This window comes from Pseudomonas sp. FP1742 (assembly GCF_030687145.1).
In the GTDB taxonomy this organism is placed as follows: Bacteria; Pseudomonadota; Gammaproteobacteria; order Pseudomonadales; family Pseudomonadaceae; genus Aquipseudomonas; species Aquipseudomonas frederiksbergensis_D.
Genome location: NZ_CP117460.1, coordinates 1849952 through 1872313, shown reverse-complemented (window position 1 = coordinate 1872313; position 22362 = coordinate 1849952). Strand labels below are relative to the sequence as shown.

Here is a 22362-nt window from a genome sequence, read left to right as displayed (position 1 = left end):
GTCCGCCGTATGGCTATTAAAGAAGGTTTACGCCCTGGTGGCCGCAGCGCCAGGGTTCAAGAGTCGATTCATTCGGCCGTCCGCGCGCTCCTCGAAGAGCAGGAACGGGCGAGCCTGACCGTGCCGCAAATCGCTGCCCGGGCCGGGGTGACGCCGTCGACCATTTACCGGCGCTGGGGCGATTTGTCAGTGCTACTGGCCGACGTCGCCCTCGCCCGCATGCGCCCCGACAGTGAGCCGGCCAATACCGGCAGCCTGCGCGGGGACGTGCAGGCCTGGGCGGAACAGTATCTGGACGAAATGAGTTCCGAACCCGGGCGCAACATGATGCGCGACGTGCAATCCAGTGCCACGCCGGGCTATTGCGTGACGATCATTGGCGCGCAGTTGCAGACGATTCTGGATCGCTATCCCGATCAACCACGGCCAAGTGTCGACCGGCTGATCAATATGGTGGTGGCACCGACGGTGTTTCGCATCCTGTTTGCGGCGCAGGCGCTGGAGGTTGAAGAGTTGCATCGGTTGATCGATATTGCATTGAGTCAGTAACGCCGCCTTCGCGAGCAAGCCCGCTCCCACAGTTGATCTTCAGTGAATACAAAAAATGGGGGCGCCTGCGAACAAAATGTGGGAGCGGGCTTGCTCGCGAAGAGGCCCGACAAGCCCCCAAGGATCTGACTGATACACAAGCTGCGACACCCCGCCACGCCACGACCTTGGTCGACACTGACTAACTCGGGCGGTCATGCGAGACTGTCTGGGCCGGGTGCAATCCCGGATGTCTTTTGCCTGGAGTTCCCATGTCGCTGTCCATCGGGCTGATCGCCACCGTCGCCCTGGCCTATATGGCCATCCTGTTCGCCATCGCCTTTTACGGCGACCGTCGCAGCACGCCGTTGCCGCCACGGATGCGTGCCTGGGTGTACAGCCTGTCGCTGGCCGTTTACTGCACCAGCTGGACGTTCTTTGGCGCCGTGGGCCAGGCCGCCGAGCAACTCTGGTCGTTCCTGCCGATCTACCTCGGGCCGATCCTGCTGCTGGTGTGCGCGCCGTGGGTCCTGCAAAAAATGGTGATGATCAGCAAGCAGGAAAACATCACCTCCATCGCCGACTTCATCGCCGCCCGCTATGGCAAATCCCAATCGCTGGCGGTGGTGGTGGCGCTGATCTGCCTGGTCGGCGTGCTGCCCTACATCGCCTTGCAGCTCAAGGGCATCGTGCTGGGCGTGAACCTGTTGATCGGCGCCGGCGCCGACGCCATGGGCACACGCGCCCAGGACACAGCGCTGATCGTATCGTTGGTACTGGCGCTGTTCACCATCGTTTTCGGTACCCGCAACCTCGACGCCACGGAACACCACCGCGGCATGGTGCTGGCGATTGCCTTTGAATCGCTGGTCAAGCTGTTTGCATTTCTCGCGGTCGGCGCATTCGTGACCTATGGTCTTTACGACGGTTTCGACGACCTGTTCGACCAGGCCATGCTCGCCCCGCGCCTGGAAGCGTATTGGAAGGAAACCATCAACTGGCCGTCCATGGTGGTGCAGACCGGCGTGGCAATGATGGCGATCATCTGCCTGCCCCGGCAGTTCCACGTGACCGTGGTGGAAAACATCGAGCCCCAGGATCTGCGTTTGGCCAAATGGGTGTTCCCGACCTATCTGGCACTGGCGGCGTTGTTTGTGGTGCCGATTGCGCTGGCCGGTCAAATGATGCTGCCCAGTTCGGTACTGCCGGACTCATTCGTCATCAGCCTGCCCCTGGCCCAATCTCACCCTGCCCTGGCGATGTTGGCGTTTATCGGCGGTGCTTCGGCGGCAACCGGCATGGTGATCGTGGCCAGCGTGGCGTTGTCGACCATGCTCTCCAACGACATGTTGCTGCCCTGGCTGCTGCGGCGCAACGCCGCCGAGCGGCCGTTTGAAGTGTTCCGCCAGTGGATGCTTTCGGTGCGCCGGGTCAGCATCGTGGTCATTCTGCTATTGGCTTATGTCAGTTATCGCCTGCTGGGCTCCACCGCGAGCCTGGCGACCATCGGCCAGATTGCCTTCGCCGCCGTCACCCAACTGGCCCCGGCCATGCTCGGCGCGCTGTACTGGAAACAGGCTAACCGCCGTGGCGTGTTCGCCGGGCTGGCCACCGGGACGTTCCTCTGGTTCTACACCCTGGTGTTGCCGATTGCCGCCAAAAGTCTCGGCCTGCCCCTGAGCGGTTTTCCGGGCCTGGCCTGGCTGCAGAGCAACCCGATGAACCTGCCGATCACGCCGCTGACTCAAGGCGTAGTTCTATCCCTGGCGGGCAACTTCACCTTGTTCGCCTGGGTCTCGGTACTGTCACGTACACGGGTTTCGGAACACTGGCAGGCCGGCCGCTTCATCGGCCAGGAAATCAGCGCCCGCCCCAGTGCCCGCTCGATGCTGGCGGTACAGATCGATGATTTGCTGCAACTGGCCGCCCGGTTTGTCGGCGAAGAACGGGCCCGTCAGAGCTTCATCCGTTTCGCCTACCGCCAGGGCAAAGGCTTCAACCCGAACCAGAACGCCGACGGTGAATGGATCGCCCATACCGAACGCTTGCTGGCCGGTGTACTTGGCGCCTCATCGACCCGGGCGGTGGTAAAAGCCGCCATCGAAGGTCGGGAAATGCAGCTGGAGGATGTCGTACGGATCGCCGACGAAACCTCGGAAGTGCTGCAGTTCAACCGCGCCCTGCTGCAAGGCGCCATCGAAAACATCACCCAGGGCATCAGCGTGGTCGACCAGTCGCTGAAACTGGTGGCCTGGAACCGGCGTTACCTTGAACTGTTCAACTACCCCGACGGCCTGATCAGCGTTGGCCGGCCAATTGCCGACATCATTCGCTACAACGCCGAGCGTGGCCTGTGCGGCCCCGGCGAAGCGGAAGTGCACGTCGCCCGCCGCTTGCACTGGATGCGCCAGGGCCGGGCCCACACCTCCGAGCGACTGTTCCCCAACGGTCGAGTGATCGAGTTGATCGGCAACCCGATGCCAGGCGGCGGTTTCGTCATGAGTTTCACCGACATCACCGCGTTCCGCGAGGCCGAGCAGGCGCTGACCGAAGCCAATGAAGGCCTTGAGCGACGGGTCGCCGAACGGACCCACGAGCTGTCGCAACTCAACCTTGCCCTGACCGAAGCCAAGGGCATCGCCGAATCGGCCAACCAGTCGAAAACCCGTTTCCTGGCCGCCGTCAGCCATGACTTGATGCAACCGCTGAACGCCGCGCGGCTGTTCTCTGCCGCCCTCTCCCATCAGGAAGAGGGTTTGTCCAGCGAAGCGCAGAAGCTGGTTCATCACCTGGACAGCTCACTGCGCTCGGCCGAAGACCTGATCAGCGATCTGCTGGATATTTCCCGTCTGGAAAGCGGCAAGATCACCCCTGATCGCAAGCCCTTTGTACTCAACGAGTTGTTCCATACGCTGGGTGCCGAGTTCAAGGCACTGGCTCAGGAACAGGGACTGAAGTTCCGTGTCAGGGGCAGCGCGCTACGGATCGACAGCGACATCAAGCTACTGCGACGTATCCTGCAGAACTTCCTGACCAATGCCTTCCGCTACGCCAAGGGGCCTGTGCTACTCGGCGTTCGGCGACGCAACGGCGAGCTGTGCCTGGAGGTCTGGGACCGTGGGCCGGGTATCCCGGAAGACAAGCAGCAAGTGATTTTCGAAGAATTCAAGCGCCTCGACAGCCACCAGACCCGTGCCGAGAAAGGCCTGGGCCTGGGCCTGGCGATTGCCGATGGGCTGTGTCGCGTGCTGGGCCACACCTTGCGTGTGCGTTCCTGGCCGGGGCGCGGCAGTGTATTCAGTGTCAGTGTGCCGTTGGCTCGGGCACACACCGCGACACCGGCCAAGGTCGCCGAACTCAATGGCCATTCACTCGGCGGCGCGCAGGTGCTGTGTATCGATAACGAAGACAGCATCCTGATTGGCATGAACAGCCTGCTCACGCGCTGGGGATGCCAGGTCTGGACCGCGCGCAACCGTGATGAATGTGCGACGCTGCTCAAAGACGGGATGCGCCCGCAGCTGGCGCTGGTGGATTACCACCTGGACGATGGCGAGACCGGAACCGACTTGATGGCGTGGTTGCGCACGCAACTGGGCGAGCCGGTGCCAGGGGTGGTGATCAGTGCCGATGGACGGCCGGAGATGATGGCCCAGGTGCATGCCGCGGGCCTGGATTACCTGGCCAAACCGGTTAAACCGGCAGCACTGCGAGCGTTGTTGAGTCGGCATTTACCGTTGTAGTGCGGCAGGTTTGAGCCTTGTTGTGGGGCAATTGACGCCTTCGCGAGCAAGCCCGCTCCCGCATGGTTTTTGTATTGTTCACCATTTGTGCCACAACGCAGATCCACTGTGGGAGCGGGCTTGCTCGCGAAGCTTTTCGGCTACTCGGGCAACTCGGCCAAACCATCGACATCCGTCATGGCCCGCTCCAGCAGATCCGCCGGCAAGCTCTTGCTGGCCCGCGCCCCCAGTAATTTGAGCTGCTCGCTGCGACTGACCAGGTTGCCACGGCCTTCTGTCAGCTTATTGCGGGCAGAGCTGTAGGCCTTGTCCAGTTGCTGCAAGCGATTGCCGACCTCATCCAGATCCTGGATGAACAACACGAACTTGTCGTACAGCCACCCGGCGCGCTCGGCGATTTCCCGGGCGTTCTGGCTCTGCCGCTCTTGCTTCCACAAGCTGTCGATGACCCGCAAAGTGGCCAGCAATGTGGTCGGGCTGACAATCACGATATTGCGGTCGAAGGCCTCCTGAAACAGCGTCGGTTCAGCCTGCAATGCCGCGGAAAACGCCGCTTCGATCGGGACGAAAAGCAGGACGAAATCCAGGCTGTGCAAACCGTCGAGCCGCTTGTAATCCTTGCCGGCCAGGCCTTTGACGTGATTGCGCAGCGACAGTACGTGCTGCTTGATGGCGATCTGGCCGATGCTGTCATCCTCAGCCGCCACATATTGCTGATAGGCCGTCAGGCTGACCTTGGAGTCGACCACGACTTGCTTGTCGCCGGGCAGGTAAATGATGACATCCGGCTGGAAACGCTCACCGTCCGGCCCCTTGAGATTGACCTGGGTCTGGTATTCACGGCCCTTCTCCAGGCCGGCGTGCTCAAGCACTCGCTCGAGAATCAGTTCGCCCCAGTTGCCCTGGGTTTTCTGCCCTTTCAAGGCACGAGTGAGGTTGGTGGCCTCGTCGCTCAGGCGCAGGTTCAGTTGTTGCAGACGCTCCAGTTCCTTGGCCAGGGAAAAACGCTCACGGGCCTCGGCCTGATAGCTCTCCTCTACGCGCTTTTCAAATGACTGGATGCGCTCCTTCAACGGATCGAGCAATTGCCCCAGACGCTGCTGACTGGTTTCGGCAAAACGCTGCTCACGCTCGTCGAAGATCTTGCCCGCCAGCTCGGCGAATTGCGCGCGCAACTCGTCTCGCGAGCCTTGCAGGTCGTTGAGGCGCTGCTGATGGCTTTCCTGCTGCTCACGCAGCTCGGCATTGAGGGACGCGGCCTGGGCGTCCAGGCGACGCAACTCAGCCTCTTTGCCGGCACGTTCGATGTTCCAGGCGTGAGCTGCGTCGCGGGCGTCGTCGCGTTCGATCTGCAGCAATTCGACTTCACGGCGTAGAGCGGCCAGATCGGCCTGTTTGGCGGCATTGGCCTGGCTCAGGTCCGCGATTTCATCACGGCAGGTGTCAAGCTGGGCATTCAAGCCGTCCTGTGTCAGCTGGGCCATGGCCAGGCGCTCTTCCAGCAACGCCAGTTCGGCCTGCCCGGCACTTGCCCGACGCTGAAGTTGCCAGGCCAGTACCAGTAATGGCAGCGCAGCGCCCGCCAACCCCAGCAATGCGCTGGTCAAGTCCATCGCCATAGCCACTCCTGCCGATTCGATAAAGCGTGAAGGTTAACCAAGGCGTCAGGTCTTGGACAGCTCAGTCTTCGATCAGACCAAGTTCCTGTCGGGCGCGTCGGTCCCCGGCACGCGCAGCCTGGCGCAACAGTTCCTGGCCAATGCGACGATCCCGGGCATTCCCGCATTCGCGGCACATCAATTGGCCGAGGCGGCTTTGCGCGGCCACGACGCCTTGGCGGGCAGGCTGCTTGAGCAAGCGTCCGGCGAAGTGTTTGACGGTGGGGTTTTCGCCCAGGCGCGGGCTGTCCAGTAGCCACTCGGCCACACGCATCGAAAAGCGCTTGGGTGGGGTAATGCTGGGGGGGATTGAGGCAGCAGAGACTGAGACTGAGCGAAACTTCATAAAGCACTGTGGGGCAGATCGGAAGGCGCGCCACTCTACTCTTTTTTTCGTACAGGTAAAGTCGAAAAAAGCCTGCACGCCCGTCCTAGAGCAAGCGCTTGGGACAATCCACAGAAGCTGTGGATAACTCAGTGGACAACCGTCCTTGAACTCTCGCAAAGCCGTGTGGAACGGGGCCCGCAGTCAAACTGACGATTTTTTCACCAGTAAAAAAAAGCGATGTTTTTCATTGACTTAAATTTTCGTTACAGGCACCCACTGCCATTGAGGCGAGGATGACAGTGGGATGACAGCTTGTGCAACTTATGTGCACAAGTCCCTGCGAGGCGGTTATATCGATGCGCTTTTTTGGCGCGATTGACGGTAAGGCTTGGGGATAATGCGACTTTTTTGCGAATAGACTTCCCTTCGCCCAGTCAATCCGTTAGTATCCGCGGCGTTAGTACCAAGCTGAAAGTCAATTCTGGTCGAACAAATCCCCCCGGTCAGCCTTCTCCAGGAGAAGCCTCTACCGACAAAGCGGGATCGACCACCTCGATGGTTTCCAGGTAAATCTTGCGCCAACACAGCCTTTGAATCGAAAGCAAAGGGTGTTGCGAAGCTCACTTACTCTGACCGAACCAACCTGCAAATTGATCAGGATCTTCACCCCGGGCCCAGAACCTTTGCCCTTGATGTGTTGCCTGCCCTCCTAAGTACCTACCTGCCAGCCCAAGCGCGCCAATTTATAGCGCTTCAAACTGGCTGCTTTGTTCCAGTCGGGTTCTTCGTTCGACCAATGGTGGTCGTCGTCACTGGAACGTTTTAACTTTGCACGGTTCTTATCCGTGTCGCTTGTAGGAACACCCGATTATGTCTACTCAAATCCACACTCAGGATGCCATTCGCACCCTAACCAACGCTTTTGCTCCAATGAACTGCCTGATCATGGCCGCTCGCAAAGGCTGCTTCAGCTTCACTCTGGTCAACGAACACGGCATCGCTCGTCACAGCGAACGCCTGTATCCCGATCAATACTCCAGCGCCGAGCCGCTGCAGGCCGTGATCGAGCGTACTCGCCAGGCACTGATTGCCTGAGACGCCAGAAAGGCTGAAAACCTCAAAAGCCCTGCTGAAAAGCGTAATGCTGCTCACTTAAGCGGAGCAGCCTTACGGTCCACTGGAAACCGGGTCTTTGATATTTCACCGTCCCCGGCCTTGAAGGCCTTGGACGGTGATCCAGAAACAATCCTCCGATACCCGCTCTTAACTCTGCCAATCATCTGCCTGTGCCTGAAATCGGATTGGCCGTGGCCATCACGATCAGTTGCACGGCAATATCCCCGCACAACCGCCGGATTTGCGCACAAGATTACGCCCATGCTGCGCGCACCATAAAAAATCCAATGCCAGAGGTCTGGCATCGGATTTTCGAGGAAGCCCGGCTGAGACTCAACTACTCAAGTGAACAGCATTACGGTCAGGCGAAACACTCGTTCCTTATCAGGTGAGTGGTTTGCGCAGCAGGATATCGACCGCGAAGATGCCCAGGACAGTCCCGGACACCCAGCGTTGGGTGCGCATGGCAGAAGGTCGCTTGGCCAGGAATCCGCTGACCCGGGAGGCGGCGAGAACGATTATGCCGTTCACGGTGACGGCAATGGTGATCTGTACCAGCCCCATCTGGATGAATTGCTGGAAGGTAGACCCTGCGGAAGGGTCGATGAACTGCGGAATCAGCGCGGAATACATCAGCGCAATCTTCGGATTCAGCAGGTTCGTCACAAGCCCCATGGTGAACAGCCGTCTCGGCGAGTGAGGTGGCAGCTCCCGCGCCTCGAAGGGGGAACTCCCCCTGGGCTTCAGCATGTTCCAGGCCAGATAGCCCAGATAAAATGCGCCTGCGATCCTGACGACATCGTAGGCGACTGGCACTGCCTTGAACAAAGCGGCCAGTCCCAATCCCGCCGCCAACAAGTAGCACACGAAGCCTAGCGCCACACCCGCCAGCGAAATCATCCCGGCCAACCGCCCCTGGGAAATCGCCCGCGAGGTCAGGTAGACCATGTTGGGACCCGGTGTCAGCACCATGCCCAAGGAGATGATGGCCACACCGGCCAGGCTTTCCAGCGCCATCATTGGCGTGCTCCATCATTCAAAGGGGATGTGTCGGCCCGCTGCGGCTCGAACCAGCCGAGACTGCCGCGGAACAGCGCATGCTGAGCACGCTGTGCCACTGGCCGAACCACGATTTCATCGACATTGACATGTGCGGGCTGATCGGCAACCCAAGCCACGACCTGGGCGACATCGTCCGCGCTCAAAGGCCGGTCGACATCCTTGTAGAGGGCGCTGACCCGTTCGGCGTCGCCGCGAAAACGATTCAAGGAAAACTCTGGCGTATGCACCATGCCGGGGAGCACTTCGGTGATACGCACCGGTATACCCTTCATCTCCAGCCGCAAGGAATGGGTCAGTGCGCGCTGGGCACTCTTGGCCGCGCAATAGCCGCCTCCCCCCTCATAACCGGCTAGCGCAGCCGTAGAGGTGATATTGATGATGCACCCTTGGGACGCGATGAGCCGAGGCAATAGCAGTTGGGTCATCCGCAAAGTCCCAAGTACATTACTGTTGAACATGTTCGTCCAGTCCTCGGCACTGGCCGTGTCTACCCCATCCAGGCCGATCGCACCGCCCGCACAGTTCACCAGAAGATCGCACTCGGAAATCCGCACCAAGTCCTCCTCTCGCGCTTGTGTCACATCCAGCACAATGGCGCGTCCGCCGGTTTCGCCGGCAATCTGCTCGAGCCGATCCCCCCTGCGCGCCACAAGGAATACCCGCCAGCCACGACTGGCCAAGGTACGAGCGCACGCCTCGCCAATGCCACTGCTTGCACCGGTCACAACTGCTGTTTTCAAGATTGAGCTCCCCATGATTCGGATAACTGTTCGAAGATCTTCCCCACGTCACGTACCAGCGCGGGACGATCGAAGCTGCGCAGGCGAAGGCGCGTGCCAGCGCCCTCATAAACACCGCTGGCGAAGCGATCCAGGTTCTGCGGTTGAGCCCAGTACAGGGTGCCCAAACCATCACGCGGCGAGCTGTTGCGGCGGGCGATCACCCATGCCCCCCGCTCGCGGTGCAATGGCCTGCCCTCCTTGCTGAGGCTGCGCGCAAGGTCCCTGTAGCGGGTAGACGCCCCGGTCTGGATTTCCCAAGCGATCCCCAGCAGGTCGATATCCCTCACTTCTCGCCAGAGGAACGGGATTTCGGCGCCACCGACCCGGGCACCGATTTCCAGGAACAGCAATTTGTCATCCAGGTCGAACAGTTCGAGGTGGAAGACGATTTCTCGCTCAGGCGCGAAGACTGCCAGCAGTTGCTCGACGCGCCCCGCAATCCGCCGTTCGTCGTCGCCCTCCTCGAGTTCGATGCTACCCAGCGGGCTGTCCGGACCGAAATCGGCACAGCTGTTCACATAACGCGACGCCGTGACTACCACAATCCGTTGCCCATCCCACCAGCCGTCAACATGCAGGATGGGGGCCGCGCAGCAAGCCTGGACCATCATCGGCTCCGTGGCCTGTCTGATTTGATCAAGATCCTTTGGGCCGCGAAGAAACTTTACGCCGCGACTCGCCGTGCCGTAGCGCGGCTTGAGCACCAGCGGATAGCCGTGTTCAGCGGCCAGTCGCTCCACCGCTTCGCGGGAATCGGCAGGCAAGGCAGGCAGCACGCCGATCGACGATTGCCGGCCTGCGACCTCCAGCATGGTGAGCTTGTCGCGGAACCGCTCGGTCCACGCGACAAGATCTCCCGGTACCTGCCATCGCTCACGGATAGAAGCCGCATTGAGCAGGTCGCCCTCATTGAGGGCAACCACCAGCGCTGGAACGCCATGTTGCTCGACCAGACGCTCGGCCTCAGCCATGACAGCCTCAGCATCGTCCAGTGAAACGAGCACCGAGCTTGACGCCAGGCGCTCGCTCGGCAGGGACGCGCAGGATTCGGGCGTACAGATCGCCCGAATCTGCATTCCTGCCGGCAGTTCGTATAGGTCGTATAGCGCTTGGCTGCCGACCCAACGGTGCAAGCAGAGGACATATTTCATGCCGTGGGATCCACGATGAAGTTGACCGCCGCTACCAGTTCGTCACCGATACGCACGGCATCCTCGCGCGAGGTGCCTGTTGCCAGGACATACCCTGAAACGCAGTCGGCAACGGTGTCGAGCGGTGGAATCGTATCGCCCTCATGCTTCTGGATGACTACGGCACGCTCGGCTGCGCCCAGTTCGAACAGGAACGGCAGGAACACCCGTGGCGTCTCGCCTGACTTGGTATGGCGTACATCGACGTCAGGCTTGAGATCGAGCTCGACCTTTCTGACCTTGCCAGGCGTCGGTACGAAGAACTGGATGGCGGCCCCCGCTTTCGGCTCGGGCGACACATCCGGCAGGGTGTCGATACCCAGCGGCACAGTCAGGAACATGCGGTTCAGGTCCAGGCCGAACGCACGCCGCACCAGTTCAGGAGCACCCGAGCCCGCCAGGCGAGCATGGGATTCGAGTACACGAGGCCCCTTGGGGGTCAGCACGAACTCGCTATGGGAGGGCCCCTCCTCCAGCTCTACGGCGTCGAGCAGGCGGCAGGTCATTTCCTTCAGCTCGCTCAGCCATTTCCTGGCCTCGGTGCTCGGCGTGCTGACTTCCCACTCAACGTATTTGTCGTTCATGCGGTACTGGGAGTAACCAATGGGAAGGTGGCGCCCCTTGAACGAGAAGGAGTCGACGCTGACGACCGGCCCCTCCAGGTACTCCTCGATGATAATGTGCTTGACGTCGGCATCCTGAAGCGCCTGCCAGGCCTTGGAAGCAGAGGCTGCGTCATCGCAGGGATGGATATGCAGGCTGGCCACGCCTTCGGCGGGTTTGAGGACCGACTTGCCATGCTCCTTGACGAACGCGACGGCATCCTGCGCACTGGTGACATGGCGATAGGCAACCGGGCTCAGGTTGTGCTCGACCAGCAACTCGCGCATGGCCACTTTGTCCTTGAGCAGGCGCGCAGTCTTATAGGAAACCCCGGTGAGGCCGAAGTGATCGACCACTTTGCCCGTTGACTCGCCGGCCACTTCGGTAGTGGTCATGATGCGATCGAACGGACGGTCGCGGTGCAGGGGCTCGAGGACCTTGATGATGGCCTCGGCGTCGTCAATCCTGGCATGCACCACCTGTTCGCAATGGGCGAGGATTTCCTGCTCGTAGTCACCCTCTTGATGCACCAGCACCACGTCGATGCCCAGCTCCTTGGCACCGTGGATGGGCGAGGGACGGCCACCGACTACTGCGATACGCTTATTCATGCATGAACTCCCTGTCTACTGTGATGTTTGTTGTGTGATGGTTCTTGAAGCAAAGGCTCAACTGCCGTACACCCGGCGCAGCCAGCGCGCCTTGCCGTTGAGCAGAGGCTGGAACGCCTTGCGGCGGTGCAGCACACGGGCATTTTTGAAAATGAAGAAGTCGCCTGGTTGCAACACCACCTCTATCCCCTGGGCATCGCGCAGGCACTGGCGCAGGAGCCCAAGTGCCTTTTCGCTGTCCAGGTCGAGGGCGGCCACGATGCCATCGTCAAAGCGCAGGCGATAACCGCCCTCGTCGTGCTCCAGCACCGGCAGCACCCTCGGCTGGCCATCGAAGCCCTCGTTGGAGGCAGGGGCACCAAAGGTGTAGGCAGACTTTTGCAACTGGGCGATCGCCCAGCCGGGCAGCTTTGAAAGGACATGATCCACACAAACGATGTCGGTGGAGGCGCCTTCAAAGTTGCGCACGGCGGTAAAGGCCAAGAAGTTCGGCACGGCGGTCGCGACATTTCGGCTTTGATCGGCGAAGGGCCAGTTGGGATTGTCGGTGTGCCAGAAAAACTCCACATCCGCGCCCCAAGAGCTGGTGGTGCCCGCGGCCTCCGGAACCGGAACGACGTTTCTGACCAGCTTGCCGAAGTTTTCATACTCGACTGCATGCGGCCTGACACCCAGCAGCCGCAGCATGCCAAAGTGCAGCAGATCGAAGTCAAGAACACACTCGGCGTTGGGCAGGAAACCATTGCGCGGCGTCGCGACGTCCGTAGAGAGCGAAATGCCTCTGATGAGCAGCGCTTTGTGCGGGCTGGCAGGAAATGCGCGAATTGCTTCGACGATGTCCCGACCCAGCACTGTGCCGAGCCAGTCCCCGCCGACCGCTCCCACACTGTCAGCGCAGTGCGGCGTTTCGGCCAGCCTCACGCGACAGCCCTCCAGCCCGGTCAGGTCGGGATCATTGACGACCACCACCTGTACCAACGAAGCCTCCTGAACCTCCATGGCCATGACGCTCATGATTTGCGGTTCAGGTATGAGGTGACCTTGGGGTCCGGCTGATGGGCGAACGCCTTGGTTCGTCGGATAAACATCCCCAACGGCAGGATCAGGTAGAGCAGAACATAATCCATAGTGCACCTTCCCTAGTGTATGAAAGAGTTAATCCAGCGGTACTGTCTCGCGCCAGTCGACCGCCTCCTCGAACTGAGGCTGCTCCGATTTATCGAGGTAGAAGTCGCCAATCGCCAGCACATCCATGTTGGTACGCATAAAGCAGCGATAAGCTTCGAACGGCGTGTTCACAATCGGCTCACCGCGCACGTTGAACGAGGTGTTGACCAATACAGGACACCCTGAACGCTGATAGAAGCGTTCAAGCAGCGCCCGGAACCGCGGGTTGCGCTCCCGGTCCACGGTCTGCACCCTTGCCGAGAAGTCCACGTGGGTGATTGCCGGCAGATCGCTACGCACCAACTTGAGCAAGTCGATCCCGGTAAGCCGCGCACTCTCCTGTGGGATCGCCTTGCGAATGCCCGTTGCAATTGGCGAGACCACCAGCATGTAGGGGCTTTCCTCGACGATGTCGAAGTAGTCTGCCGCTTTTTCCTCAAGCACCACGGGAGCGAAGGGGCGGAAGGACTCGCGGAACTTGATGCGCAGGTTCATGTTTGACTGGGTGTCCGAGCGGCGCGGATCACCCAGGATCGAACGGCTGCCAAGCGATCGCGGACCGAACTCCATTCGCCCCTGGAACCAGCCGATGACCCCGCCGTCCTCTATGCTGGCGCTCACCCGCTGGTCGAGCTCTTCCGGCGAAAGCCTGTGAAAAACAGCGCCGCAGGCTTCCAGTTCGTCCCTGATCTGCTCTTCGCTGTACTCCGGCCCAAGCAATGCTCCGCTCATGCCATCACGCACGCCAGCAGGCAGTTCGCGGCTTGCTACCCCGCGATGCTTGCGGTCAGTCAGCAGCGCGGCGCCCAGCGAGCCACCCGCATCGCCAGCCGCCGGTTGCACCCACAGACGGTCGAAAATCCGCTCACGCGAGATCACCCCGTTGGCTACGCAGTTAAGGGCAACGCCCCCGGCCATGCACAACGCGGTCTCGCCAGTGAGCTCACGGGCGGTCTTGGCCAGGCGCGAAACGACGATCTCCGTGACTTTCTGCACCGATGCTGCCAAATCGAACTCGCGCTCGGTAAGGGGCGCCTCGGGCAAGCGCCGGGGGCCACCGAACAGCTGCTCAAAGGCATCGCCCGTCATGACCCGGCCTTTGATGAACTCAAACTTGGTCCAGTCGAGCCTGAAGCTGCCATCGGGCTTCACATCGATCAGATGCGAGAGGATCGTGTCGACGTAATGAGGCTTGCCATATGGCGCAAGTCCCATGAGTTTGTATTCGCCGGAATCCACCTTGAAGCCGCAGAAATAGGTGAAGGCAGAATAGAGCAGGCCCAGCGAATGGGGAAAGGACAACTCGGCGACCAGCTTGATACCTTCTGGCCTGCCGTGCCAGATGGTGGTCGTCGCCCATTCGCCGACACTGTCGATACACAGGATCGCGGCGCTCTCGAAAGGGCTGGGGAAGAATGCCGATGCGGCGTGGGACTCGTGGTGACCATGCACTTCGATTCGGCGACCGTCCCGGTCTCCCATCTCTTTGAGATGACGCACGACCTCACGGTCCATCCGGCGCTTGGTTGATAGCCATTCGCCAAGCACCGGTGCGTAGGTGCGCGCCGCCGAAAACCCGGCCACGGCGGCCGTCGAGAGTACCCGACGGAACTTCAGTGCCGGGTCTTCGTAATAGGCGACATGGTCGACATCGGCCAGGTTTATACCTGCGTTCCTCAGGACGTACTCGACGGCCTTGCGTGGAAAACCCGGGTCATGCCGTATCCGGCTGAAACGCTCTTCCTGGGCCGCGGCAACGATCTTGCCGTCCACCACCAGAGTGGCCGCGCTGTCGTGATAAAAGGCAGAGATGCCAAGCGTAATCGTCATAGCAGCGACCTCACTTTTTCGCGAAACTTATCCAGCATTGTTTGCTCCCTGGGTGGATTGAGCGCGACGAATCCATTACGGACGCGCGCCCAGAGTTCATCACGGTCACTTCGAGAAAAAGCACAAAGGTAGGTATCCAGACTCGCGGCAGCCCATGCCGTATGCCCGGTGGAGATGTTGTCGATGGAGTTGTGCAGATCGACGAACATCGTCGGATAGCCGTAGGCAACCAACGCCTTGTGGGTACGCCGATAACCGCCCCCTACTCCGGATAGCTCCATCGCCAGGTTCAGCCCGAGAATCTCCGGGCAGTAGGTTTGGGGATATCGCCCGATAGACAACCAGAACACGGGCAGCTCGAAGTTCTCGTCGCTGAAGCAAGCGGCGTTGGCGTATCCAGGGTCAGCGGTGGCCGGCAACTCGCCATGTACTGCCTTGAGCAGATGGCGGTAGATGACGGGATGGTTCTGCGCCTCGATTCCGTTGCCCAACTCATCGAAAAGCGTTTCAAACAGTCTGCTGCCGTACGCCGTGGAGGCTACCGCCGGGTGGGCGAACCCGGCCAGCCAGGCCCCGTCGATCATTGTCAGCGGAGCCAGGGACAGGATATCGGCGACCACCTCATCGCGAGACGGCAGCTCTTCGTCCTGCTCCAGTGCCTGGTTGGAAGCTTCATGCTGGCCCTGCAACCACTGCTGCAGGACACCGGGAGCCCAATGCTCCGGCAACGAGCAATGCCCCTTGGTGACGCCACGGGCGGCCCTGGCCAGCCAGCTCTTCACGTAGTGACCGGCATAGGATTCCTCTGACGGCGTGAGCTCCATTCGCAACAGGCGCGGGTAGGCCTGTCGCGGACTGAATCCGGCGACCAACGCTTGGGTTTCAGCGTCCTTGCGAAGAGCCCCGGCGAGTTTGCCGTCGTCTTTCCACACCTGGAAAGCCGGGGTCTGCCTGGGCGCATCGGCGTAAGGCAAGCTGGAGATCCAGCGGTGAAGAATGGCAATATCGTCGCGACTGAAGATTCGGAACATCTTGCCCCGCGGCGAAATCAGGCTGGTGAGCAGTGGACTCGATTCCGGCCTGCCCGCCCGCACGTAGGCGCTGGCGGCAAGATGGTCGAGAAACTTCAAGGAGTCGTCGACTGCGAGCAAGGGCTTCATCGGCACCTTATTCAACTGAGTCTTGTCATGGTATTGGCAAGCATCCAGCCGACGTCGGCTGATCAGGTGGCGCGCCGCCTCTCTCGGATCGAGCCAGCGCTCAAGCACATCGAGCAGCGCTTCGTTCATCTCCTCGGCCTGCCGACGCGCCCACAGGTAGCCTTGGCGTACCCCATCGTTTCCGGCAGGGCCCATTTGCACGAGAAATTCCCGGACTGCCGTTTCGGCGAGCACGGCAAGATCATCGGCACTACCGGCGGGGTCGCGACGCAGATCGAGAAATTGGCGGGCGGACGGCTCGTTATGGGCGATGAACTCGAACGAGGGCAACAGCCCGCAATGGCGCAGGTAGAGGTTGATCCCCAGGATCTGGGCCGTCAGCGACTCCGGAAAATGCCCCAATACGACCAGGGTCGAGGCAAAGTTGAAGGCTCCGTCCGAGATCCTTGGGTCGGCCACTGCTCGCAAGAGATCTTCGCCAGCATCTGCCAGCGCATGCTGACGCAGCAATTCCAGGTAACGCTGGATACGACTGGCCCCTGGCTGACCGGCACCCACATCCGCCGCATGGATACTCAGCGCGGCCATGGCATGGCGCGCTTCATTATTCCAGCTGCCACACACCCCATGAATCAGGTGCTGACTGCCGATCAGAAAGGGAGCCGACTCCAACGCCGCCTTGGCATGCAACGCCTGGGCATCCGCTTCGCTCCCCTCGATTGTCTGTGCCAACCTTCGGAATCCGTCGCGCAACGGCCCAAGCCGCTCGCATGCAACGCTCGCCAGCCCCGCCAAAGCCGCCGGGCTGGTGAAGTCAACGTCTGCCAAGTCCGTCCCATGCACCGCACCCAGGCAAGTGCGCAGGGTGACCGGCGTGAACATGCGCCTGGCCTCTCCCCCGGTCTCTGCCCCGAGGAAGCTGGAAAAGATTTGCCTATTAGTCTTCATCAGTGCATTGGATATATGGAGGAATTGTTTTTCTTCTTGGCTTTTTTCTTTTTCTTGAACAAAGAACCAAGTGCCTTGCGAATTCGCTTCAACATAGAACCTCCTAAACTTTCATTGCAGGTATCGATGAATGGCGCGTGCTACGACATCACTGCCAAGGTCGGTAAAGTGCGCGCGATCAACGTATAACCATTCTTCATCCGGACGCTCTCTAAAATCATCGACCAAACTGGCAAATCGAATACCCAAGTCATGACAACTATTGGCCAGACTATCGGCGTAATATTCCGCGACAGTGGGAGCGGATATGTCGCCATATAAATGCTGCCAGGTACCAAACCGGGAAATCCGATCAAGCTCATTGAACAGCTTCTGCTCTTCGGCACACGGCGCTCTTACCCAAGTCGCCAAGGGCTGGAGAATAAACGTAAGTTCCGCACCCAAAGAATCCGCGAGTCGTTTCCAGGTAGTCAGACAATTCATGGTGTCTTGCAGAGCGCGTACCAGAGTTTGCGAAACAGGCGGAACCTCCGTCGTTTCGGCTGGCCATTTTGGAAGTTTGCCAGGCGGCAGTTCTGCACCATTCTCCTCAGCAATTTCATCAAACTTTTCGTAATAGTCACCGCAAAAGTAGAACGGTGGCAGATCACCTCGAATGAACTCAGGAAGACGCGCCATGACCAGAGTATTGAAGCCGCCCATGATCACGATGCGTCGCACTTTGGGCAGTCGATGGGCATGCAGCACGAACAGCATCAATTCCTGGGTCGCATTAAAGGTATGCCCCGCGAAATTCAGCCATGGCGTAGCGTCGGGATCATGCATGGACAGGCGGCTCGCTACCGAGGCAGCATCACTGGAAGCCCCGTAACCCAAGGCTGACGAGGCCCCGACCAGTAAATTCACCTCTGATAGCGCGCTGGCCTCGAGGGTGCCGACACTGATCGGCCGGCCTTGCGCATCATGGGCCAGGCGGAATCCGAGCCGATCGGTGTTGATCGATTCCGAACAGTAGTTGGCGGCATTGAAACCCATCACATAAGGCAAGTACTGGGAACGACTGCGACTGGCGAATTGATCGTAGGTGAGCATCTGAGGGGTTAACTTCACACGTTCCAGACTGGGATCATCCAGCGCGGTGCGCTTGCGTCTTTTAAACATGGCCAAGCCACTCCTTTAGCGAGAATCGGAATTCCATTTGATCAGCCAACTTTCTTTGGGACGAACGTCTATTTCGATTATTTAATATCGATAGTACGAATCTGCCAATAACGACCCACAGCAAGCCAGGCACCATAAGTTTGGGATATCACCAATCCAAACTGTTAGATGCATGAAGGTCGAAATTAATTAAAACCGTGTGCGAGCAAAATAATTCACAGCACAATGCGACGAGGCGGGAAATTCACTGATGATTTTTGCGAGGTGCAATTTGAAGGTATTGCAGACTGCAATACGCTGATACGGATAGCTTCCATGCATTGTATCTTCCCTTTTACTTTTTATTCTTTCCGGCCCATCCGAGGGGCTCATGCGATCGATTCTAGACATTGGATCCCAAATGTCAAATGAAAGCACCTGCATTTTATCCATGAAAAAAAATATTCATGAAAAGGCGCGTAAATCAACAATCCCTATGAATGCCCGGTCAAGTTCCCGGCCTGCACCCTGCTGCTGACCGTGTCGCTGATTCTGGCGTCGTCGCTGTTTGCTTCTGCAACCTCAATATGAAGAGTAAGGACAACTCCATCCAGGGCTTCCCCGCCGCGTAGGGCGTGGTTGCACCATGCCTCTACATCATCGACCCGTCGCCGTCGCGTACGCCGGTTCCTGAGCACCTTCACCCAAAACATCCCCATAGAGCGGGCTCCGTCTGCACCGTCCAAGGCCTTCAAGGCCAAGGACGGTGAAAATATCAAAGACCCGGTTTCCAGTGGACCGTAAGGCTGCTTTTATTGCCCGGTATTTCTCTTTTAGCCGCCATTGCCTAAGCACCAACCGATATAACGGTTATAACTCGAAGCTGAAAATATTTTAAAAACAGTCCTTTACAGCAAAATAATGACACTACACTTCAACTCAAGCGGCTTGATCCGCTTCCGGCGAGCCTGATTCGATCCATAGCTGCCAAGGCCCCCTTCAGGTATCGCCGACCACTTGATGTTCCGAGGGCTTTATGGGTATCGCCGCCAGCGAACTGTGCCGTTATGTGATCCGTCCGACATTGATCTACCTCGGACGCCATAGCGCGACTGCCGAATCCCTGCTGCTGGGCATCGCCGCCAGTCAGTCAGCCCTTGGCTCAGCCCTGCATGACCGCCGTGGACACGGCTTGTACCGCATCGCCGAACCCCGCCACCAGGCCCTCTGGGATCACTACCTGGCCCTGGACCCGGAACGGGCGAGCCTGGTTCGCGGCCTGGCCAGCCAGCATGCATTTCTCAGCGGACCGCACCTGGAATTGACCGTCAACCTGCGTTACGCCACAGCCATCGCCTGGCTGCTGGTAGAAGAACAGAACACTCCCCTCCCCGCCTCCGATGACTTGCTGGGAATGGCCCGAATCTGGCGCCAGACCTTCCAGCCGCAAGGTCGTCTGCGAGACTTCACTTACGCCTGGCAAACCTGTGTTTCATCGTTGAATCAGGTCGCCTGCTGATCCCCGCGCTTTCAAAGATCGCATAACTTGTCGCGATTTTGGTCGGATTGTCCTACAAAACCGCTCTAAATCAAGCGATACGGGCTATAGCGCCCGGACGAAAATGTTGGTAATTTTCGCCCCGGTGATCACCAGGAGTTCTAATAATGAAAAAAGTAATGCTCAAAACCACCATTAGCCTCGCCGTTGCCTTGGCATCCACCCAGATCTTCGCAAGTGGCTTTGCCATCAACGAACAAAGCATCAGCGGGATGGGTACAGGTTTTGCCGGGCGATCTTCCTCTGCCGACGACGCAAGCACCATTTTCGGCAACCCTGCCGGTATGTCTCGCCTCAAGCGCGAACAAGTAACCGGCGGTGCTGCACTGCTTGACGCACACACTGATATCAGCCACGCCAGCTCCCGCCCGAACGGCGGCAGCAACGATGGCGACATGGTTCCCCTGGTCGCCGTGCCGATGGGTTACTACGTCAAGCCAATCGATGATCATTGGGCATTCGGCATCGGTATGTACGCGCCCTTCGGTCTGGTGACCGACTACGAGAATGGCTTTGCCGGCCGCTACTTCGGCAGCAAGAGCGACGTAAAAGTCATGACCTTGCAACCAACCGTCAGCTACGCCTTCAACGACAAGGTGTCGATCGGCTTCGGTCCGACCATCAACCGCATTGACGGCACCCTCGAATCGAATCTGTCGCTGAACCCGCGCGCGCCGGACGGTAGCGTCAAGATCAAGGGTGACGACACCGCGCTGGGCTACAACATCGGTATCCTGGTTCAAGCCACCGACAGCACTCGCGTCGGCCTGACCTACCACTCGAAGGTGAAGTACAAGCTCGAAGGCGACACCAAGGTCAACTACAGCCTCCTCGGAGCTCTGGGTCAGAACCCACGCCAGAAGTACGATGCTTCGCTGGCCCTGACCACTCCTGAGTCGGTTGACATCTCGCTCACTCACCAACTGGATGACAAGTGGACCCTCTACGCGGGCAGCACCTGGACTCGCTGGAGCCGCCTGAAAGAAATCAGCGTCGACAACAGTGGTGTCCCTGCTGCCCTGAACGGCCGGTTTGGTACCATCACCGAAGAGCAGAACTGGCATGACACCTGGGCTCACGCCATCGGTGCTTCGTACCAGTTGAACAAACAATGGGTTCTGCGTACCGGCCTGTCCTTCGACCAGGCACCGACTAACAACGAAAACCGCTCCCCGCGCATTCCAACTGGCGATCGCAAGATTTTCAGCATTGGCGCGGGCTGGAGCCCGACCGACGACCTGACCATCGATGTAGCGTACTCGTACCTGCGCGAAGAGTCGGTCAAGGTCAACAACAGCAACGGTCGCCAGACTTATAGCGCCAAGTATGAAAACTGGGCGAACGGTTTCGGTTTGGGCGCGACCTACCGCTTCTGATCATTCACGGCGAACCAGAACCCTCGCCGCCTGAATTGAAAAGCCCCGCTCTCTTGTACAGAGGCGGGGCTTTTTAGTGGGTGTCGATCAGGGTTTTGAGGCCAGAGCTTTCTCCACCCCCCCAACGAACCCAGGATTGTCGGGTTTGGCCAGGCTCGATAAATGGCGATTACCTTGCCCTGACGATCAACTTCCTTGTGCCGCTCGCTAGCAAGTCCCCATGCCCAACTGCATCAATCCCAGCCCACCCTGATGCCAGCCCCACCACGCCAGGGCCAGCAACAATACGCCGACGGCGAAAGCAGCCATCCGCGGCCAGAAGCTGTTCATGCAGCACTCATCCGGGTTTGCAGACGCGCCACCGGCTGCTCGCGCACCGGCCAGTTCAGGGCCGCGGCCATCAGACTCAAGAGAATCGCCACCTGCCAGATCAAGTCGTAGCTCCCGGTCCGGTCATATACCACCCCGCCCAACCAACCACCAAGGAACGAGCCCAATTGATGGAACAGGAAAACAATCCCACCCAGCATGGACAGGTTTCGTACGCCGAACAAGGTGGCCACCGTGCCGTTGGTCAAGGGCACCGTCGACAGCCAGAGGAAGCCCATGGCCATGCCGAACAAATACGCAGAGACCTGTGTGACGGGTGCCCAGAGAAACAGCGCAATCACCACCGCCCGCAACAGATACAGGCCGGTGAGCAAGCGCGGCTTGGACATCCGCCCGCCAAGCCAGCCCGCGGTATAGGTACCGAAGATATTGAACAGCCCGATCAGCGCCAGCACAGTGGTACCGACGGAAGCCGGCAGGTGTTGATCCACCAGATAGGCCGGCAGGTGCACGCCGATGAACACCACTTGAAAACCGCAGACAAAAAAACCGAACGCCAACAACCAGAATCCCGAATGGGAGCAGGCTTCGCGTAGCGCTTCAGCGAGGGTTTGCTCATGCCCGAGCACCGGCAGCGGCTTATCTTTAAGCATGCTCACCAGTGGCACGATCAGCGCCACCAGCAGGCCTAACACCAGCAATGCCGCAGACCAGCCAAGCCAGCCGATCAGCCCCAGTGTGCCAGGCAACATGGCGAATTGACCGAAGGAACCGGCGGCACTGGCGATCCCCATGCCCATGCTGCGTTTTTCCGGCGGCACGGCACGGCCGACCACGCCGAGGATCACTGAGAACGAGGTGCCGGACAGGCCGATACCGATCAACAACCCGGCGCTCAAGGACAAGGTCACCGCCGAATCGGACAGCCCCATGAACACCAGACCCAAGGCATATAGAACACCACCGATCAACACCACCTTCGCGGCACCGAAGCGGTCGGCCAATGCACCAGTGAACGGCTGCGCCAGCCCCCAGATCAGGTTCTGCAAGGCAATGGCGAAGGCAAACACCTCGCGCCCCCAACCGAACTCGGCGCTCATGGGGGCCAGAAACAGCCCGAAGCCGTGTCGCACCCCCAGGGACAACGCCAGAATCAGCGCACTCCCCAACAGCACCCAACCGCACATACGCCACATTGATGTCATTGTTGTTCTCCGGTAGCGGGTATATAC

The 22362-nt window shown here is 59.6% G+C and carries 17 protein-coding genes and 2 pseudogenes; 6 read left to right on the top strand and 13 right to left on the bottom strand.

Annotation, left to right across the window (positions count from 1 at the left end):
- Positions 1 to 9: 9 nt before the first annotated feature.
- Positions 10 to 549, top strand: a complete 540-nt coding sequence (locus tag PSH64_RS08425) for a TetR/AcrR family transcriptional regulator (RefSeq protein WP_105339751.1) — start codon at positions 10 to 12, stop codon at positions 547 to 549.
- A 251-nt stretch (positions 550 to 800) separates the two neighbouring features.
- Positions 801 to 4271, top strand: coding sequence for a hybrid sensor histidine kinase/response regulator (locus tag PSH64_RS08420; RefSeq protein WP_305480432.1), 3471 nt, complete (start codon positions 801 to 803; stop codon positions 4269 to 4271).
- Positions 4272 to 4411: 140 nt separating this feature from the next.
- On the opposite strand, the gene rmuC is transcribed toward PSH64_RS08420, so the two are convergent.
- Together rmuC and PSH64_RS08410 are read right to left on the bottom strand one after the other, a co-directional pair.
- Positions 4412 to 5776, bottom strand: a complete 1365-nt coding sequence (rmuC, locus tag PSH64_RS08415; RefSeq protein WP_181150615.1) for a DNA recombination protein RmuC — start codon at positions 5774 to 5776, stop codon at positions 4412 to 4414.
- 175 nt (positions 5777 to 5951) lie between these two features.
- A complete protein-coding gene (locus tag PSH64_RS08410) occupies positions 5952 to 6275 on the bottom strand; it encodes a sel1 repeat family protein (protein ID WP_305480431.1) in 324 nt (107 codons plus the stop codon).
- Between the two features lie 852 nt (positions 6276 to 7127).
- Here PSH64_RS08410 and PSH64_RS08405 point away from each other — a divergent pair.
- Positions 7128 to 7352, top strand: a complete 225-nt coding sequence (locus tag PSH64_RS08405; protein WP_019407963.1) for a hypothetical protein — start codon at positions 7128 to 7130, stop codon at positions 7350 to 7352.
- 53 nt (positions 7353 to 7405) lie between these two features.
- On the opposite strand, the pseudogene PSH64_RS08400 reads toward PSH64_RS08405, so the two are convergent.
- The 9 genes and pseudogenes from PSH64_RS08400 to PSH64_RS08360 form a co-directional block, all read right to left on the bottom strand.
- Positions 7406 to 7602: pseudogene (locus tag PSH64_RS08400) on the bottom strand (IS4 family transposase); the annotation flags it as partial.
- A 155-nt stretch (positions 7603 to 7757) separates the two neighbouring features.
- Positions 7758 to 8393 (bottom strand): LysE family translocator, encoded by a 636-nt coding sequence (locus PSH64_RS08395; protein ID WP_105339755.1) that lies wholly within the window; start codon positions 8391 to 8393, stop codon positions 7758 to 7760.
- The gene (locus PSH64_RS08390; RefSeq protein WP_105339756.1) at positions 8390 to 9175 is read right to left on the bottom strand and encodes an SDR family oxidoreductase; all 786 of its coding nucleotides are present in this window, start codon (positions 9173 to 9175) and stop codon (positions 8390 to 8392) included. The genes PSH64_RS08395 and PSH64_RS08390 overlap by 4 nt, the downstream gene beginning before the upstream one ends.
- A complete protein-coding gene (locus PSH64_RS08385; RefSeq protein ID WP_105339757.1) occupies positions 9172 to 10368 on the bottom strand; it encodes an acetyl-CoA carboxylase biotin carboxylase subunit family protein in 1197 nt (398 codons plus the stop codon). The genes PSH64_RS08390 and PSH64_RS08385 overlap by 4 nt, the downstream gene beginning before the upstream one ends.
- A complete protein-coding gene (locus tag PSH64_RS08380; RefSeq protein ID WP_105339758.1) occupies positions 10365 to 11621 on the bottom strand; it encodes an ATP-grasp domain-containing protein in 1257 nt (418 codons plus the stop codon). The genes PSH64_RS08385 and PSH64_RS08380 overlap by 4 nt, the downstream gene beginning before the upstream one ends.
- 57 nt (positions 11622 to 11678) lie before the next feature.
- Positions 11679 to 12635 (bottom strand): TauD/TfdA family dioxygenase, encoded by a 957-nt coding sequence (locus PSH64_RS08375; RefSeq protein WP_105339759.1) that lies wholly within the window; start codon positions 12633 to 12635, stop codon positions 11679 to 11681.
- Positions 12636 to 12776: 141 nt separating this feature from the next.
- Positions 12777 to 14618 carry a carbamoyltransferase gene (locus PSH64_RS08370; protein WP_305480430.1) on the bottom strand — a complete coding sequence of 614 codons (1842 nt, stop codon included), beginning with the start codon at positions 14616 to 14618 and terminating at the stop codon, positions 12777 to 12779.
- The gene (locus PSH64_RS08365) at positions 14615 to 16660 is read right to left on the bottom strand and encodes an iron-containing redox enzyme family protein (protein ID WP_305480429.1); all 2046 of its coding nucleotides are present in this window, start codon (positions 16658 to 16660) and stop codon (positions 14615 to 14617) included. Before PSH64_RS08365 ends, PSH64_RS08370 begins: the two co-directional genes overlap by 4 nt.
- Positions 16661 to 16837: 177 nt before the next feature.
- Entirely contained in the window at positions 16838 to 17887 is a 1050-nt protein-coding gene (locus PSH64_RS08360) for a hypothetical protein (RefSeq protein ID WP_305480428.1), read from the bottom strand.
- 495 nt (positions 17888 to 18382) lie between these two features.
- On the opposite strand from PSH64_RS08360, the pseudogene PSH64_RS08355 reads away from it, so the two are divergent.
- The 3 genes and pseudogenes from PSH64_RS08355 to PSH64_RS08345 form a co-directional block, all read left to right on the top strand.
- Positions 18383 to 18495, top strand: a pseudogene (locus PSH64_RS08355) (phosphatidylcholine/phosphatidylserine synthase); the annotation flags it as partial.
- A gap of 407 nt (positions 18496 to 18902) precedes the next feature.
- Positions 18903 to 19385: a hypothetical protein gene (locus PSH64_RS08350; RefSeq protein WP_007936111.1), complete on the top strand. Its 483-nt coding sequence runs from the start codon at positions 18903 to 18905 to the stop codon at positions 19383 to 19385.
- A 146-nt stretch (positions 19386 to 19531) separates the two neighbouring features.
- Positions 19532 to 20800: an OmpP1/FadL family transporter gene (locus tag PSH64_RS08345; protein WP_105339763.1), complete on the top strand. Its 1269-nt coding sequence runs from the start codon at positions 19532 to 19534 to the stop codon at positions 20798 to 20800.
- Positions 20801 to 21007: 207 nt separating this feature from the next.
- On the opposite strand, the gene PSH64_RS08335 is transcribed toward PSH64_RS08345, so the two are convergent.
- Positions 21008 to 21130 carry a hypothetical protein gene (locus PSH64_RS08335; protein WP_280523847.1) on the bottom strand — a complete coding sequence of 41 codons (123 nt, stop codon included), beginning with the start codon at positions 21128 to 21130 and terminating at the stop codon, positions 21008 to 21010.
- A complete protein-coding gene (locus PSH64_RS08330; RefSeq protein WP_305480427.1) occupies positions 21127 to 22335 on the bottom strand; it encodes an MFS transporter in 1209 nt (402 codons plus the stop codon). Before PSH64_RS08330 ends, PSH64_RS08335 begins: the two co-directional genes overlap by 4 nt.
- Between the last annotated feature and the right edge of the window lie 27 nt (positions 22336 to 22362).